The 16,706-nt window shown below is 67.9% G+C and carries 12 protein-coding genes and 4 pseudogenes; 8 read left to right on the forward strand and 8 right to left on the reverse strand.

What is annotated here, in order from left to right:
- Positions 1 to 63 precede the first annotated feature (63 nt).
- Entirely contained in the window at positions 64 to 942 is an 879-nt protein-coding gene (locus V2J85_RS14375) for an IS5 family transposase (RefSeq protein ID WP_330821791.1), read from the reverse strand.
- A 268-nt stretch (positions 943 to 1,210) separates the two neighbouring features.
- Between V2J85_RS14375 and V2J85_RS14380 the strand changes: the two genes are divergently transcribed.
- The gene (locus V2J85_RS14380; protein ID WP_330821899.1) at positions 1,211 to 1,678 is read left to right on the forward strand and encodes a GNAT family N-acetyltransferase; all 468 of its coding nucleotides are present in this window, start codon (positions 1,211 to 1,213) and stop codon (positions 1,676 to 1,678) included.
- Here V2J85_RS14380 and V2J85_RS14385 read toward each other — a convergent pair.
- Both V2J85_RS14385 and V2J85_RS14390 read right to left on the reverse strand, forming a co-directional pair.
- A pseudogene (locus V2J85_RS14385) lies at positions 1,679 to 1,950 on the reverse strand (IS630 family transposase); the annotation flags it as partial. It lies immediately after the preceding gene.
- A 753-nt stretch (positions 1,951 to 2,703) separates the two neighbouring features.
- A pseudogene (locus V2J85_RS14390) lies at positions 2,704 to 3,012 on the reverse strand (SDR family oxidoreductase); the annotation flags it as partial.
- 268 nt (positions 3,013 to 3,280) lie between these two features.
- On the opposite strand from V2J85_RS14390, the gene V2J85_RS14395 reads away from it, so the two are divergent.
- The 5 genes and pseudogenes from V2J85_RS14395 to V2J85_RS41315 form a co-directional block, all read left to right on the forward strand.
- Positions 3,281 to 3,817: a TetR-like C-terminal domain-containing protein gene (locus V2J85_RS14395; RefSeq protein WP_261958238.1), complete on the forward strand. Its 537-nt coding sequence runs from the start codon at positions 3,281 to 3,283 to the stop codon at positions 3,815 to 3,817.
- Positions 3,818 to 4,489: 672 nt separating this feature from the next.
- Positions 4,490 to 5,695, forward strand: coding sequence for an NAD(P)/FAD-dependent oxidoreductase (locus V2J85_RS14400; RefSeq protein ID WP_330821900.1), 1,206 nt, complete (start codon positions 4,490 to 4,492; stop codon positions 5,693 to 5,695).
- A gap of 135 nt (positions 5,696 to 5,830) precedes the next feature.
- Positions 5,831 to 7,051, forward strand: a complete 1,221-nt coding sequence (locus V2J85_RS14405) for a cytochrome P450 (RefSeq protein ID WP_330821792.1) — start codon at positions 5,831 to 5,833, stop codon at positions 7,049 to 7,051.
- Between the two features lie 45 nt (positions 7,052 to 7,096).
- A complete protein-coding gene (locus tag V2J85_RS14410) occupies positions 7,097 to 7,297 on the forward strand; it encodes a ferredoxin (protein WP_330821793.1) in 201 nt (66 codons plus the stop codon).
- Positions 7,298 to 7,396: 99 nt separating this feature from the next.
- A pseudogene (locus tag V2J85_RS41315) lies at positions 7,397 to 7,560 on the forward strand (ISAzo13 family transposase); the annotation flags it as partial.
- Between the two features lie 433 nt (positions 7,561 to 7,993).
- Here the strand turns inward: V2J85_RS41315 and V2J85_RS14415 are convergent.
- From V2J85_RS14415 to V2J85_RS14430, 4 genes are all read right to left on the reverse strand, one after another.
- Positions 7,994 to 9,064 (reverse strand): MBL fold metallo-hydrolase, encoded by a 1,071-nt coding sequence (locus V2J85_RS14415; protein WP_330821794.1) that lies wholly within the window; start codon positions 9,062 to 9,064, stop codon positions 7,994 to 7,996.
- Positions 9,065 to 9,175: 111 nt separating this feature from the next.
- Entirely contained in the window at positions 9,176 to 9,706 is a 531-nt protein-coding gene (locus V2J85_RS14420) for a carbonic anhydrase (protein ID WP_330821795.1), read from the reverse strand.
- Between the two features lie 651 nt (positions 9,707 to 10,357).
- The gene (locus V2J85_RS14425; RefSeq protein WP_330821796.1) at positions 10,358 to 12,226 is read right to left on the reverse strand and encodes a virginiamycin B lyase family protein; all 1,869 of its coding nucleotides are present in this window, start codon (positions 12,224 to 12,226) and stop codon (positions 10,358 to 10,360) included.
- A gap of 619 nt (positions 12,227 to 12,845) precedes the next feature.
- Positions 12,846 to 13,271, reverse strand: coding sequence for a hypothetical protein (locus tag V2J85_RS14430; RefSeq protein WP_330821797.1), 426 nt, complete (start codon positions 13,269 to 13,271; stop codon positions 12,846 to 12,848).
- A gap of 603 nt (positions 13,272 to 13,874) precedes the next feature.
- On the opposite strand from V2J85_RS14430, the gene V2J85_RS14435 reads away from it, so the two are divergent.
- Positions 13,875 to 14,144: a hypothetical protein gene (locus V2J85_RS14435; protein ID WP_330821906.1), complete on the forward strand. Its 270-nt coding sequence runs from the start codon at positions 13,875 to 13,877 to the stop codon at positions 14,142 to 14,144.
- On the opposite strand, the pseudogene V2J85_RS14440 reads toward V2J85_RS14435, so the two are convergent.
- Positions 14,093 to 15,321, reverse strand: a pseudogene (locus V2J85_RS14440) (transposase). The gene V2J85_RS14435 and the pseudogene V2J85_RS14440 overlap by 52 nt on opposite strands.
- A 373-nt stretch (positions 15,322 to 15,694) precedes the next feature.
- Here V2J85_RS14440 and V2J85_RS14445 point away from each other — a divergent pair.
- A complete protein-coding gene (locus V2J85_RS14445) occupies positions 15,695 to 16,330 on the forward strand; it encodes a hypothetical protein (RefSeq protein ID WP_330821798.1) in 636 nt (211 codons plus the stop codon).
- Positions 16,331 to 16,706: the final 376 nt, after the last annotated feature.

Below are 16,706 nucleotides of genomic sequence, written 5' to 3' on the forward strand. Positions count from 1 at the left end.
ACACGTGGGTCCTTGCTGGCGACGAGGATTCGCTTGAAGCCTCGCTACGGTCTGCCCGGCGGGTCATGAGCGAAGCCAGAGGCGCAGGGCAGCGACGGTCACGGTGCCGTGGAAGATGTAGGCCCTTTTGTCGAATCGGGTGGCTACGGCGCGGAAGCCCTTGAGGGCATTGTTCGTTCGCTCGACTTCGTTGCGGCGCCTGTAGATCGTCTTGTCGAAGCCCGTGGGCCGGCCGCCCGCGCTGCCGCGGCGCTGGCGGTTGGCTCGCTGGTCCTTGCGCTCGGGGATGGTGTGCTTGATCTGCCGACGCCGCAGATACCGGCGGTTCCCGCGGGACGAGTACGCTTTGACGCCACCCAGGTGATCGGGGCGTGTACACGGGTGGCCGCCCGGGCGCGGGACACGGATGCGCTCGAGGAGCGGGATCAGTTGCGGGGCATCGCCCCACTGGCCTGGTGTGATGACGAACGCGCGTGGACGTCGGCCGCCTTCACCGGCCAGGTGGATCTTGCAGGTGAGTCCGCCCCGGGAGCGGCCCAGGGCTTCATCTGAACGATGCTGGACAGGCTGGCCGCGTCGTCGAGGAATACGTGGCGCGTCGGTGCGGGCGCCCGCAGCGTGCTGATGGGCACGGCAGGAAGTCGAGTCCACGCTGACCATGCTCCAGTCGATCCGGCCTTCGGTATCGGCGTCGGCCTGGACGGCTCGCAGGATCTTCTCCCACGTGCCGTCCGCCGACCACCTGCGGTGCCTGTCGTGCACGGTCTTCCACTTCCCGAACCGTGCTGGCAGATCACGCCACGGCACACCGGTCCGCTGCCGGAAGAGGATGCCGTTGATCACCCTCCGATGGCTCTTCCAACGCCCGCCTCGTTCCACGTTCTTCGGCAAGTGCGGCTCCATCCGAGCCCACTCCTGATCCGACAGATCGCCCCGCCCCACACCGGCCGGAACGATGTGAAAGCTGGTCTGGTCACACGACCCATGGGACAGTGCCTAGTGCTCTGACCGGGAAGGTTCACCGGGCGCGGCTGAGGTCGATGGGACGGGGCCGCAATCTGGCCGGGTATGCATGGGCCGGTGTGAAAACCGTTGGACACCTCCTGGACGCGCCACGAAGATTCCCGCTGTGTCAGACAAAGCCGAGCGTCGGGCCCCAGCCTCCACGAGGGGGAAGTCCGTGCGATTCGTTGAGTTATCGCGCACGACCATGGTCGCCTTGCTGAAGGACGACCTGGCTCAAGCCAGTGCGGAAGCAGGTGTCGCTCTCACCGAGTACTTCGTCACCGACACGGCAAAGTGGGTGTGGCAGTACCGGGTCAATCAGCTGACCTCGGATCCGGGTTGCGCGGGGTGGCTCACGCAGATCGTGGTAGCCGAGCCGGAAGGTGCCGTCGTGGGCTATGCCGGGTTCCATGGGCCGCCGGATGAAGCGGGCATGGTGGAGCTCGGTTATTCGGTGATCCCCCTCTACCGTCGTCAGGGCTACGCCAGAGCGATGCTGACCGCATTGGTACGTCGGGCCGTTGCAGAAGCCCGAGTCAGGACCGTGCGGGTGACGATCAGTCCTGACAACACGGCATCCCTGGCCACGATTTCTGGATTTGGCTTCGTCGAGGTCGGAGAACAATGGGACGAGAAAGACGGCCTCGAACTCATATGTGAAGTTCCTGTCTGATCACACTGCCGCTGGAAGCGGTCGGCCTCCCCAGCGGATACCTTTCTCCCTGCAGATGTGGGCGCGTTCCTTGCGCTGGGCGGCGAGCACGTCGGGGTGGCGGGCGTTGGTGTTGCGCCAGCGGAGATAGGCGTGCAGGGCCCGGGTCTGCGCGGGTGGCTGCGGTGGTGGGAGTTGGCCAGGGTGAACTGCCGCAGCGGGCCGAAGTGGGCCTCGATTGGGTTGGCCCAGGAGGCGTAGGTCGGAGTGAAGCACAGCTCGACCTTGTGGCGGCAGCCGCGATGTACGCAGCTGGCCTCGAACCGCTTTCCCCGTATCCCGGCGCTGCCGCACCCTGGACCTGCTGCTGCTGCCTCCAATGCGACGAAACCGTGCAGCCGACCTTGAGTAATGTCTGCCGGGGATAGAGTGGATGCCGGTCCTGTGCAATGACGCAGCGTGCCGATAGGCAGCGACAGGTGCTCGCAGACGAGACCGAACCGGAGATGCGCCAGGCTGGGTTCAAGCCGCTGGCGGAGTATCCAGGCCGGCCCCGTGACCGGTGGCGCAGCAGGTGCACGAGGTGCGGGAACATCGTCTACCCCCAGCCTCGATGAGGCGCGGGGGGGGGGACGGCTGGGCTCCGTGCACTCCGCGGGTCTGGATCTGTCCTGCCCAGCGCTGGTGTACGTCATGGAGCACCCGGAGCTGGGCGCCGTGAAGGTCGGCCTGGCCTCCGTCCGAAGCCCTCGGCTGAAGTCCTTGCAAGATCGAGGATGGACGACATATCGCACGGCAAAGTTCCAAGTGGCCGCGGACGAGCCTGATACCACCAAGGCTGCGCAATTGACGCAGCTCAACAAGCGCCTCCTCGTGGCGATCGGCCAAGGCATAAACGGCGGCCAGGTTGTAGGTGATGTCAGTGATCTCGCAGTCGGCCGTGGCATACCGCCTGGCCAACAGCAGATCCGCCTTCGCCTGGTCGTACCTGCCGAGACGCTTGGCCATCGCCCCTCGATAGGCGAACAGTCGTGCAAGGACAGACGTCAGCCGGCGGCGAGTGCCGTGGCGCCACCGTCCACGAGCAGATCGGTGCCGGAGATGAAGCTTGCTGACGAGCCGACGAGGAAGGCGACGGCGTCGGTGATGTCGGCCGCTGTTCCGGCTCGCTTGGCGTTGGAGGCGGCAATCATCCTTCGCATCACGTCCCCGTGTTCGCCGGCGAGTTCCGCCTGCCCCATGGGGGTGGCGATCGCTCCGGGACTCACGGAGTTGATCCGTGCGTTCCGTGTGCCCCAGGTGGAGCTCGCGGCCCTCACGCGCAACAGGTTGGCTTCCTTGGAGAAGGTATAGGCCGCCCCTGGGCCGGAGAATCGCCGACACCGATGACGACGATTACTGACTGGCTCATGTCTTCCACCTTCTCGATGGCCGGCAGAACTGCCGGGTTTTGGGGGCGTGCGGGGCTACGGGCCGGGTTTCGTGAACCGTCGGAGATGCCGTTCCGGCGAAGTCTCGCATGAACCCGACACTTGTCGGGTATCCCACAGGTGTGGGTGACACTACAATGACTCCGTGCCCGCTCAGCAAAGTGACCGCCGCTCCCGCCGCTCCCGTACCGCAATGGAGGCCGCACTGCTGGAATTGATCGGTGACCGCGACCTCAGCCAGATCTCGGTCTCCGACGTGACCGGCCGCGCTGACGTACACCGCTCGACTTTCTACGAGCACTACACAGACGTGCATGACCTGGCCGCCTCGGCATGCACGGAGATGTTCGACCAGTTGCTCTCCGCCACCTCGGCGCTCTCGGTGACGGGGGATTCCTCGGAGAAGGACGTGTCCCCCTCCCTCACAGCGGTGTTCGCCCATGTCGCCGAACATCGCGCGCTCTATGAGGCTCTTCTCGGTGCCGATGGCAGCGCCCGGGTGATCAACCACCTCCTGCAGCGCATGACGGAATCCATCCGGCCGAGACTTTCCGCCCGGCTCACCGACCCCGATGGCGGTACGGAGGACTCCGCGGCCGCCTTTGTCTCCGGAGCGCTTCTCGGCACCATCGCAGACTGGCTCCACCGCGGCTGCCCCGGGACGCCGGAACGCTTCGCCACCGCGATCTGGCCGCAGCTGGTCGCCGCGTCACTCGCCCGTCCGGCCTGAGCACCCCGCCCTCAGGGGCCGCCGACCGAGAACCCTGCGCCGGAGCGGGCTACACCCGTGAGGCGATGAGACCGCCGTTGCCTGGCGCCGCCCCTCCCTGACCCGCCTTACGCGACCCCGCTCGCGCCCCTCGTTGCACGCGAACGATGCGTGCGCTCATGCCGTAACCCCACCGGCCTCGCGCACCGCGATCAGCTCTCCGCCCCTCCCACGGCGACACCACCGGCTCCGCGCCCGCCCGTTCGGCACGGGGCCCTCCCTCTGATGTGTGCCCTCGCCCATCAGCCTGCGCAGAGGGGCTTGGGGACGCACATTCACTGCGCCCCAAGACCCCCTCTCCCCTGCCGCCGCGAGCTCCGGACCCCGAGCCGCCGGACCCGCCGCATCCGCGTGCACATCCACCCCCGCTCACACAGCCCCAAGGTCCACAGCCGCTTGCAATACGACAGCTGTCGGTTAACCTACAGATGTCGGGCACAAATCGAGGTTGCGGCACCGGGCTTCCGCCCAGGCCCGTGAAACCCCGTGCCGTCGCGCGTCGGCCGTGCCGCACAGTTCCCTGTCGAAATGAAGTGAGGAAAGCAGCGTTCACATGTGGAACCGAACTGACCGAGGCCCCTTTCCCGGAGCGGCTTCCCCTCTGGGCTCCGTGGACCCCGCGGACGAGGCGTGGTGACCCGCCCCGGCAAGGTGGTGATCGTCGGCGGCTCGTCGGCCGGCCTGGCGACAGCGGAGGCACTGCGCCGTCAGGGCTACGAGGGAAGGCTGACCCTCCTCGACGCCGAACGTCATCTCCCCTATGACCGCCCGCCGTTGTCGAAGCAGGTGCTGACCGGCGCCTGGGAACCGTCGCGGACCCAGTTGCGCTCACAGGAGCATCTCGCCTCGCTGGAGGCGGAGTTCATCCGCGCTGAGCCGGCTGTCATGTGCGACGCGGTAGAGCGTGCGGTGACCACCGCCACGGGGCGCGTGGTGCGTGGCGATGCGCTGGTCATCGCCACCGGGCTGCGCCCCCGAATATTGCCGGACCAGGAAGAACTCGCGGGAGTGCATGTGATGCGCACCCTCGACGACGCGCTGGCGCTGCGCAGTGACCTGGCGGCCGGTCGACGCCTGGTGGTGGTGGGCGAGGGTGTGCTGGGTGCGGAGATCGCCGCCTCGGCCCGTGGCATGGGCGTGGAGGTCACGCTCGCGGGCTTCGGGTCCGTCCTGCTGGGCAGTCAGGTCGGCGGCAGAGTGGGGGGCTTCCTCACGCGTCTCCACACCGAGCGGGGGACGGATCTGCGCCTCGGGGTCGCTGTCGAGGCCCTGACCGGCAGCGGGGGCAGGGTGTGCGGGGTCCGTCTGGCCTCGGGAGAGGTCCTGCGCGCCGACACGGTCGTCGTGGCGATCGGGGCGCGGCCGGCCACCGAATGGCTGGAAGGCAGCGGGCTGGCGCTCGGCGACGGCGTGGAATGCGATGCCTACTGCCGTGCCGCTCCCGGTGTCTACGCCGTCGGAGACACGGCGTCCTGGCATCACGAAGGGCTGAACAGGCGACTGCGCCTGGAAAATCGCACCAACGCGACCGAGCAGGCCCAGGCCGTCGCGGCGAACCTCCTCGGCGCCGAACGCCCCTACACTCCGACGCCCTACTTCTGGACCGATCAGTACGACGCCAAGCTCCAGGTGCATGGCCTGCCCACCCCGGCCGCCGAGACCCACATCGCCGAAGGCGACCCGGCCCAGGGACGCTTCGTCGCTGTGTACCGGGAGAACGGCGAGGTGACCGGCGTCCTGGGCTGGAACATGCCCAAACAGGCCCGGCTGCTGCGCCAAAAGCACCTCGTCGGTCCACGGAACGGACAGCCGACAACCACGGTCCGCTCCGCACCATGACCCGCCGCACCAGGCCCGGCAGCCCTCCGCAGACGCACAGACAGGCGTGGGAAGCGGGTGCGAGGTCACCGCCAGTACGCGGCACCCACGTCCCGTCCCCGTCGATTCCCGTCAATTCCCGTGAAGGAGAAGCACATGAGCCCGAACGAGCAGATACTGCAGTACCCGTTCGCCTACGAGACCGCGCTGGAGCCTGCCGCCGAATGGACTGAGCTACGCGGCACGTGCCCGGTGGCCACCATCACCCTGCCCGACGGCAGCCAGGCCAAGCTGCTGACCCGCTACGACGACGTCAGGGAGATGCTGGCGGACCCCCGCTTCACCCGGCAGGACCTCTTCGGCGGAACCGGGAATTCACAGGGGACAGCCACCACGTCGGCCGCAGCGGACACCTCGGAGTCGCCCCTCTCCGTGCCCAAGCACGGCGAGGACCACCAGCGGTGGCGCCGGCTGGTGGGCAAGTGGTTGACCGCCAAGCGCATGGCCGCCCTGCGGCCCCAGATGGCCGCGATCGCGGACCAGCTCCTCGACGAGATGACCGGGCGCGGCAGCTCCGCCGACCTCAAGGCGCACTTCGCCTTCCCGCTGCCGGTCTACGTGATCTGCGGCATACTCGGCGTGCCCGCCGAGGACCGGGACCGCTTCTCCTACTGGTCCGACAACTTCCTCAACCTCACCCGGTACTCCGCACAGGAACGGCAGACGGCGGTCGGCGAACTCGTGGCCTACATGTCCGGCCACATCGCCGCCAAACGCGCCGAGCCCACCGACGACCTGCTCAGCACCCTGATCGAGGACAGCAGCGGCGAAGGTGAGGCGCTGACGGACGGGGAGCTGCTGAGCACTGGCGTCGCTCTGCTGGTGGCCGGACACGAGACGACGGCCAACATGATCGGCAAGATGGTCGCCACGCTGCTGGCCGACCGCACCCGGTGGGAGCGGCTGTTGGAGAACCCCTCGTTGGTTCGCAGCACCGTCGAGGAGGCGCTGCGCTTCGACGCCAACGGCGGGTTCGGCCTGAGGCGTTTCCTCACCGAGGACGTCGAGATCGGGGGCGAGGTCCTCCCCAACGGCACCACGGTGGTGTGCGCCATGGCCGCGGCGAACCGGGACGAGACCGCCTTCGACAACGCCGCCGAGATGGACCTGGCCCGCACTCCCAACCCCCACCTGGCCTTCGGCGCGGGACCCCACTCCTGCCTGGGCCAGGCCCTGGCCCGCACCGAACTCCAGGTCACCCTCGAAGTTCTGCTGCGCAGGCTCCCCTCCCTCGAACTGGACATCCCCGCCACTGAGCTCGAACGCCTGGAAGGACTGCTGGTCGGGGGCCTCAGCGAGGTCCCCGTCCGCTGGTGACGGCACGACAGCACACATACGCCCCCGACAGAAGGAGACCCCCACATGAAGATCACCGTCGACGAGGAGAAGTGCTGCGGCGCCGGACAGTGCATCCTGATCGCCCCCGAGGTCTTCGACCAACGCGACGAGGACGGAATCGTCGTCGTCCTGGAACCGGAGCCCCCGCACGACCAGCACGCCCTCACCCGTGAAGCGGCCGCCGTCTGCCCGGCCTCCGCCATCCAGGTGCACGACACCCCCTGAACCTCTCCGTCCGGCAGCAGTGGGGCGGCCCGCGGAGCCGCACCGGCTCCGCGGGCACCGGGCTCCTCGGAGGTCCCGCCTCGGAAGCGGGCCTGACATGGCTGCCCGCCCTGGCTCGTCTTCCCCGACCAGGTCCTGGCCACCGTGCTCCACCTACGGGTCACCCTGGCTGCGGAACTCCTCGCCGTACTCTTCGGCAACAGTCGCACAGCCATGCACGCACCCTGCTGAAGATCAGGAAACTGCTTGAAGCACACGCACTGGCGAAGAGGCAGTATTTCGGGCACGCCGAGCTGCGCTGGCCTGGCGGGGGTGCGCTGGTGTGCGGTTCGACCCGGCACACGGACAGCGTGCACGGACGGATGCGGGCGGGAACCAGCGCGGTCTACGTGGTGAGTGACGAGGTGGACGCGGTGCACCGCCGGGTGGTCGACGCCGACGGTGAGGTTCTCGAAGCGCCGCATGGGACCCGGTTCGGGTCGGGCGCGACGGCGTACGTGCACGGTGCGGGATCCGGAGGGCAACTTGTGGACCTTCGGCACTTACTACGGCCCCGGATACTCGCGTCGACAACGCTCAGCCGGCCAGCTTCCACCTCCCCGGGCGCCCATCCGAGGTACGCCCGGAAGGCCGTTCGCGTGCCGTCGACGCTGCACTTCCTGCTACACCGGTTGAGCCGGGACTGCTGAGCCGGAATCAGGCATCACCTGCCTGTGGGGCGCTGAGTGTGTAGGTGGTTCCGACACTGGTCTGCACCCATGCGTCCGGGAGAGCTGCGGCGAGGGTGTGCTGGGCACGCCAGCCGGTGCAGTGACCGGGGACAATCAGCTCGGGTGCGAGTTCGGTGAGCGCGGCCACCGTCGGGCCGATGACCGGCTCGAAGGCGGGGCCGCTCAGATGGAAGCCGCCGATGAGGGCCAGCAGTTTGCTGACGCCGGTCAGCCTCATGGCGTGACGGATGATGTTGACCACTCCGGCGTGACCGCACCCGGTGACGATGACAAGCCCCCGGCTGCGCACGTTGATGACGAGTGCCTGGTCGTCGATGACGGCGGGGTCGTGTCGCCAGCCGTTCCCGTCCCAGGCTTGGTGTGCCGGCGGCATGCCGTGCTCGAACTCGGTGACCCGGTCCACCTCGCCGGTGATCAGGATGCCGCCGGCCAGCAGCGACGGCTGCCGCCGCTCGATCACCTCGAACCCTTCGCGTTCCAGGGCACCCCGTGACAGCGTGGGCATCTCCAGACCCTGGCCGGCGGGTAGTGCCAGGCGGCGGCGGGTCCAGACCGCGGGATGGACGGTCAGCGGCAGGCCGGAGCGCCCGCGCAGCCGGGCCAGGCCGTCGAAGCCGCCCGCGTGGTCGAAGTGTCCGTGGCTGAGTACGACGCCCTGCAGGCCGCCGACATCGACGCCAAGACGGTCGGCGTTCACCGCCAGCCCGTCCGGCGACGCGCCGGTATCGAACAGCAGCGTGCTGCTCGCCTTCCCGCTCTGGACGGTGACCAGGGCGGAGAAGCCGTGCTCGGCACGCAGCCCCGCGAGGGCCTCGCCGCCGGCGAACTGCCGCGCGGCGGTCCGACCAGCACCGATCGACGCACGGGTGACCCCTTCGGCAGAGGCCAGCAGGGCGTCGAAGGTGTTGTCGACCATCGTCGTGACCCTGACCTCGTCGACCTCGGGCAGCGTCACCGGGTCGACAGCCGGTCCCTCCGCGACGCGAGGCGCTGACCACGCTGCCTCGGCCGCCGAGCGCCCGTGATCGTCGCACATGCTAGAAAGCGCCTCCCCGCCGATACGACCGGCCGGGGAAGCAGATCCCGGTACAGGCCGCAGGCCCACGGCGGTCGCGCCGGCCGGACCGGTCGCAGGCGCCGCGCGGTGTCATGCTTCCACTCGCGCGGGCGGGACGACGACATCGATGAGCCCGGTGGCCACGTCGTACACGAGCCCTGAGACGAAGACTCCGGCCGGAAGCTTCCCCTTGAGGATCTCGACGTCGACGCGGACGGCGGCGACCGGGTCGGTGACCGCCTTGGCGTCCAGGTCTCCGGCCGGAACTTCGAAGTAATCGGCCAGCAGCTCGGGGAACGCGGCCAGGTCCGTGATCCCGCAGTCGGTGTGGTGCAGGACCGCATAGTGGACGTCGCCCGAGCGAGGGCCGCCCGTGCGGGCCTGGACGACCTTCGAGAGCATCTCCAGCGTCCGGAGTGTCGCAGGTGTGACCCGCCCTCCGACGTTGCGGATCACCGCTGCCTCGCCGAGCTTGAGCCCGAGCACGTCGGACGGGTCGACACGAGGGTCGACGCATCCGATGACCGTCAGACTGCCCCTGGGCATGAGCTTGAGGTCAGCGAACGATCCGCCGTCGGCGAATCCGGCGTTCCGCCTGGCCAGCTCGTCCGTGTCGATCACTGTGACGGCAACCCCTTCTTGCTCTGGGCCTGGACCCCCGGTGACGCCGACGGCGACCTCCAGTTGCCGCCCATCGTGGCCCGCCGCTGCCTCCCATGCCACTCGACTGTGCGGCAAATCATGATCATGCAGGTCAATTCATGACCACGCCGAGTTCGTGCACGCGTTCGTGCGCACGGTGCTGCCTGGAATCTCGCCCTTTGCACTCGGCGCCTCGGTCGGAGGCCTGACGGCACTGGATCTTGCCGCTCACTACGGAGAGAGCTATCAAGGTGTCGTCGCGATGCCCCTGTGGATCAGTAGGGTCGGGAGAGTTCCTACGCATGGGCTCCCGCTCCTCAAGGCTGTGCTGTCAGAGTGGCCGTTGGGTAGCCGATGTACGCCGTCGTTGCCGTCATCAGCGTCGCTGGGGCACCCTCCAAGCGCAGCTCGCGAGCGCGGAGTCGGGTTTTTCTGCCGCCCTTCCTGCGCCGTGGTCTGCTGGATCACCGTGCCGATGCTGGAGCCGCCGTCACGGCCGGAGCCCCGCCTCCGGAATCCACACGTGTCGCCAAACCCCTCGACTGGTCTGCCAGCTCGCCCAGTTGGGCCACGGCGTGTTCCTCCCGTCGCAGCAGACCAGGTGACGTGGGGGTTTCGGAGCCGGTGAGATCAGCCCGGGAGGGGGATGAACAGCAGGATGCCGTGGGCGGTGGCGGCGGTGTAGCAGGCATTGCCTGGGAAGGTGGCGGTGTAGAAGGGGGTGCCGATGGCGAAGACGGGGACGATGGCGTTGTGGATGGTGGCGGTGCCGTTGGCGTCGGTGATGGCGGTGCCGAGGTTGACCGGGCCGAAGAGCGTGGTGGCGGTGAAGGTCACCGGCTGACCGGCCACCGGCATCCCCGAGGTGGTCGTCAGAGTGGCGCTGAGGGTGGGGATGTAGAACTCGGGCAGCGGGGTCAGCCGGAGCCGGATCGTGCCTGGCTGCGCGGTCAGTGTTGTGGGGGCGGGGTTCACGGTGACGGGGGTGCTGGTGGTGGAGCTGGTGAAGCAGCTGTCACCGCTGTAGGCGGCGGTGAGGGTGCCGGTGGTCAGGGCGGTGGTGGTGAAGCAGGCCTGCCCCGAGGCGTTGACGGGGACCACCTGGGTCTGGCTGTTGGGGAGGGTGAAGGTGACCGTACCGGTCGGCACCGAGGTGGTGCCTGGTGCCGGGGTGATGGTGGCGCACACGGTCACGCTCTGCCCGCAGGTGGAGGGGTTCGGCGTCACCGACAGCGCCGTCGTTGTGGGGTTGGGGCTCACGGTGACGGTGGTGGGGTTGCCGTTCACGGTCGCGGTGAACGAACCGGCGGTGTAGGTGTGGGTGGTCTGCCCGCTCCCGGTGGCGTCCAGAGGGACGGTGACCGTGGGGCTGGCATCCCCGAAGTTCACCATCGCTGTCCCGTTCGGAGTCCCCCCGGAAATGTTGAACGTCACCGGTTGCCCGCACACCGGCGACGCCGGCGAGGTCGTCACCGTCAACGGCGAAATCTCCGTCACGTTGGCCGAATTGGCGTTGGTGACGTAGACATTGCTGTTCTGCGCCGCCGCCACCGAGAACGGGAACGCGCCGACGGGGACGGTGGCCAGGACGGTGTTCGTGGTGCTGCTGATCACCGTCACATTGTTGGAATTGCTGTTGCCGACGTAGACGTTGCCGGTCGGCGCCACCGCCACCCCGAACGGGCCCCCGCCGGTGGGAACGGTGGCCAGGACGGTGTTCGTGGTGCTGCTGATCACCGTCACATTGTTCGAAACGGTGTTGGTGACGTAGACGTTGCCGTTCTGCGCCACCGCGATCACCCCCGGGACCGTGCCGGCGGGGACGGTGGCCACGACGGTGTTCGTGGCACTGTCGATCACGGTCACGTTGTTCGAGGTCTGGTTGGCGATGTAGACGTTGCCGTTCTGCGCCACCGCCGCATAGCCCGGGAAACCACCGGTGGGGAGGGTGGTCAGGACGGTGTTCGTGGCGCTGCTGATCACCGTCACGGTGTTCGCGTTCCGGTTGGCGACGTAGACGTTGCCGTTCGCCGCCACCGCCACCGCGTCCGGGACCGCGCCGACGGGGACGGTGGCGAGGACGGTGTTCGTGGCGCTGCTGATCACCGTCACGTTGTTGGAAGTGCTGTTGGCGACGTAGACGTTGCCGTTCGGCGCCACCGCCAGCGCGAACGGGCCCCCGCCGACGGGGACGGTGGCCAGGACGGTGTTCGTGGCGCTGCTGATCACCGTCACGTTGTTCGAGCTCTGGTTGGTGACGTAGACGTTGCCGTTCGCCGCCACCGCAATCATGGCCGGGTCTGAGCCGGCGGGGACAGTGGCCAGGACGGTGTTCGTGGTGCTGCTGATCACCGTCACATTGGCCGAATTGGCGTTGCCGACGTAGACGTTGCCGTTCGGCGCCACCGCCACCGCCAGCGGGGTCGTGCCCGCCGGGATCGTCACCGTGGAGAAGGCCGCACTGAACGGCGCGGCCACAAGCCCCCGTACAGCGGCCACCTCAGATCCACTGGCCGGTACAACCGGCCGAACCCCGCGGGCTACCGCCGGAGCTCCCAACCAACCCGTAATCGATTCCATTGCAAACCTCTCTCAGCTGAGAGGGCCGCCCAAGAACTCCCACCGGGGCCCGCGTCGCACAGCGCCGGAATACGCGAACCGGATCACCGCTTGCACACCGGGACAGAGAGAGGACACAGCGACACGTACCACGCACCGGCGCAGCGGCGCAGCGCAGGGGTTGCCCATCTCTCCCCGGAGAGATGGGCAACCCACCGGAAAACGGTCACCACCATTAACCCGAAATAGCCAATGGAACACCACCGTCTTGACTCAACTATCACCCGGACGGGTCAATGCACAGCCCAACCCGGGCACGCCGTACGAGAGGACGAACTGCCACGCGATGTGGCCCGGAAAGGGGCCCGCTCGTGGCGGGCCCCTTTCGGGTGGTGTTGTCGGTGGCGTGTGCTGGCCTGTCCGGCCGATCTTCTCGGGGTCGCGACAACAGCTACGGCGCCTCGCTGGGTTGTCGGAGCCGCCCGAGTACGCCCAGCACGAGGACGATCCTCCGCCTTGCTCCCCAACTCACTTCCCTTTGTTGCCCTGTGCTACCTCATCAGCAGCCCGGGAACGTCGCCGCCGGGGTTTCGAAGGTCCCTTGCCCCTGGACCTTGAGCAGGCCAACGGCGCTCTTGCAGGGCCAGCTCATCTTCCAGGTGTTGGCGGCCCGGTCGCCGTCACTGATGGTCTCCAGCCCGGCGTACGACGACGAACCGTTCATGCGATACCCGAGTTGCGCCTTGATGTTCGCGCCACCCTTTTTGGTGTAGATGACATCGATGGACTGGGGCCGACTGTTCATGACGATGCAGAGCTGCCCCTTACTCAAGCTGGTGCACTTGACATGGTCCGACCCTGACATCACCTTCTGCGACGCGCGGGTGGGCGTCGCCTCGGCTCCGGCCGCATGAGCCGGAACAGTGACAAGCGAGAAACCAACGGCCTCACACGCGGCGGCTGCCAGTGAGACACGACGAATCATGAAGATCTTCCCGTTCGGAATTTTCCTGACCGTACAAAGGATTGATCACTGGAGCGACCCATTTTCGGACAAACTTCCGCCTTGTTCGAGCCGAAGGCATGAGGGGATGTCGCTTGGTCCGCGAGTCCCCGGGCGGGGCCGTGAAGCCGGAAACAATGGCGTCGGGGCCCGACACGGCCGAGGAGATCGCAACGCTCGGATCCTGAACCCGGCCGACGCGCCGCCATTGATCGACCAGCGGGACACCGCCGGCGCTGACCTGCTGGAACTCCTCGAAGCAGCGACCAACAGCGACCGACAGCAACCGTGGCACGGAGAATCCGTTCCGGTAGGCCGGACCTCTATCCAGCCGACGATCCTCGGTTGGCGAAACGGGGTCGTTCGGAGTATTGGTCCTCCCGCCGCCCCCGTGCCGTCCGTGGAAGGACCCGCTGTGCCCACCCCCATCTCCTGACCGCCCTGCGTTCCCGGCGATACCCTGGTCCCTGAGCGGGACATCACCCCCGCCCACTTCCGCTCCGGCGACCAGGTCGCCGTCCTCAAGGGCGTGGCGGGCCGGGAGCTGTGGGGCGACTCCTTGAAGGTGGTCACCTCCTCTTAAAGGTGGCCACCTCCTCCTGGCACACCCCGACCGACGAGGTCGGCTGGCGCCTGTACGGCCCCAACGGCGGCGAGCGCCCTACCTCACCGCCCACCCCGCTACCTCGTCCACATCTCCCGCCGGTGCGCCAACTGCCTGATCTACCTGCGGGCCCTGGAGACTGCCTGCTGCCTCAGATCTCCACCGCGGGTGACGTGATCGACTGCGGCTGGTGCTGGACTCACCACCTCAACCAGCTCGTCCACGTCAACGGCGCCAGCGGTGGCCGGTGACACTCCCCGTCCGCCGCGCGGCCCGGTCCGGTCTCTGGCCCTGCTGCGCGCCAAGGACCGCGCCACCCACGGCTGCTGCAGGGACCAGTGCCCGGATCAGCTGACCGCCGACCTGCGTGAACCCGACGCCACCTGGCAGGAGTCCGCCGAGGTGTGCGCAAGCGTCGCGTGGGCAGCGCGTGCCGCCGGCCGCAGTGTGCTGGAGCTCCTGCGTGCTTTCCGAACCGGAAGGTGTGCTCGAGATCGAATCTCCTGAGGAACACCTGCCACCACACGTCCACGTCTGCTGGGACGGCGCCGGTTTTCGAGGACCACAACCACACCGGCGGGGCCTCCCGGTCTTTCGACAGGTGGTCGGCCTTGAGGCGGACCAGGGTGCCCTCGACGATGGGGAGTTCGCCGTCGTGCTCCAGCCAGGCCGAGCGGTGGGTCAGCCTCGGGTGGACCCGGTCCCCCGCCTGGGCTTCGGCCTTGCCGTAGTTCACGGTGTCGGTGGCCGTGGTGATCGCCGGTTCGGGCCAGGTCTGGGGCTTGGTGAAGCGGAACTCCGGGCCGTGCTTGGGCGGGCACCCGCCCTTGGGGTCGTAGATGCGGGGCGGCTTCGGCAGGCGCATCACTCGGTCGCTGCGGATCCGGCCGACCAGTTCAACGGGAAGATCCGCAGTACCCAGGCCAGACGGGTGACCTCATAGCCGGCGTCCATGACGATCGTGATGTCCGGGTCCCCGGACTGCCATTGGCCGGCCGCGACGAGCCGCTCGGCCACTGCCCTGATCTGGGCGGCAGTGATCGCGGTCGCGTCGTCCTCGGGCCCGATCCGGACCACGTCCAGGATCCCGGTCCATGACGTGGCGCCGGGCTCCAGGACGGCGACGAAGGAGTACGGCCAGCCCGGGATGAACTGCGACGCGGACTTCGCCCGCCCGTAGACATGGCAGAACAGCCTGTCCGCCGAGCACGGTGCGTCCGACCGCAACCATGGCGACACGTCGACCGCCAGCACCAGGCGCCACCCCTCGAATCGGGGCAGCGGCAGCCCGGCCAGCAGGGTCCGCAACCGCTCGATGTCGATCCCGCCGCGGTTGAGGGCCCCGTACAACGCTCCGTGCCCACGGCGGTGTTCGGGCACCATCGTCAGATCGACCGGCGAGACCACCGGGCCGTCCACGCACAGCACCGCGCCGGTGAGCTCGAACAGCTCATCCCGTCGGGCGGACAAGCACGCGTAGAACTCACCCCGGAAGCGTGACGCTTGCGCCAACGCCTCCTTTCTGAGCCCGGATAAGAGCACACTCATGCCACGGCCTTCGCACGGTCCAGATGCCTACTCGACTTGGCACACGATCGCGTGAAGGCCGCCCTACGTGCTCGACGAACTAGGCAAAAGGGCCTCAAGTTCGAGACTTATTCGAGCCCGTTTCAAGGCACGGGTTCATCTGCAGAGCTGGGTACATGCTCAGGCAAGGGTTCAGGCTTCCCCCGTCCGGCCGAGGGGGGCAACGGTGATCGAGATGGCATGCGTACAGGCGGAGATCCGAGGGAGTCGGGGCATGAGCGACAACGGCGCGTTGTACGGACTGCTCGGGGCGCTGGGGGGAGCTGGAATTGCCGGCCTCGCGACGGTCTACGGCCCGGCACTTCTGCATCGGCGCCAGTCAGAGCAGAGGACGAGTGAGGAGCAGACTCGTCGAAGGGAAACAGAGATCACTCGGCTGCTGAAGATGCGGACCACGGGTCGAGCATGGGTCGATGCGCTGGAGCGCACTGTCCAAGATCTGGAAGCCCACCGTCCTGTGGACGTCGACCGATTCGATGAGAGCATCGACCGAGTCAGCGCAGAGGCTACCGAGGCTGGGCACGCCCTCGCTCACAGTGGTCTTTGGCTCGAATCGCAGGACACGCCACCACACGGCATCCCTTTGGTCCAGGCTCCCCCTGGCCGTCCGGAAGCGGCCAATGTAAACGGTTCGACCTCCGCAGCCCTGTCCCAACTCCTGGGCCGGTTGCGAGAGGCGACCCGCGAAGTCCGTGCCGAAGTCCTGCAGAGCCCTGCCCGGCAGGAAGTCCCGGTACGTCGCGAGATTCTGGATGCCCTGGAGCGGGTCAGGGCCGCGCGTGCACAGCTGAATGCCGTTCTCCTCGAACAGATCGACCACATCAACGGAGGTCGCGCACGCCGCGCATAGAAGTGGGATGGCCTGTTCCCTGTGTGGGGTCTACAAGACCGCTGACTGACTCCGGCAAAGCCCACCCTTCAGGGTGGCGGCAGCCCCTGCGTATGCCGCCTGCACCCAGCTAAGTACATGATCTTGTACGCCGACCGCCCCGAAGATAAAGAACAAGCTGAGTGCGTGTTTCTGAAGCCGAATTCTGAGTCGCCTGGAGTCCTACGCTGGCCTGGTGTCCGAGGACGCCGGTCGGTCGGGGGAACGGATCTGCCGGCGCTGCGGCGAGCGGCTGAGGCCGGGAACCCGGCCCGGGGCGGAGTTCCGTTCGTCGGTGTGTCGCTCCAGGCAGTGGCGTCGGGAACGACGGTTGCGTAAGCGGTTGGCGGCCGTTCAG

The organism is Streptomyces bugieae (genome assembly GCF_036352915.1).
GTDB lineage: Bacteria > Actinomycetota > Actinomycetes > Streptomycetales > Streptomycetaceae > Streptomyces > Streptomyces endophytica.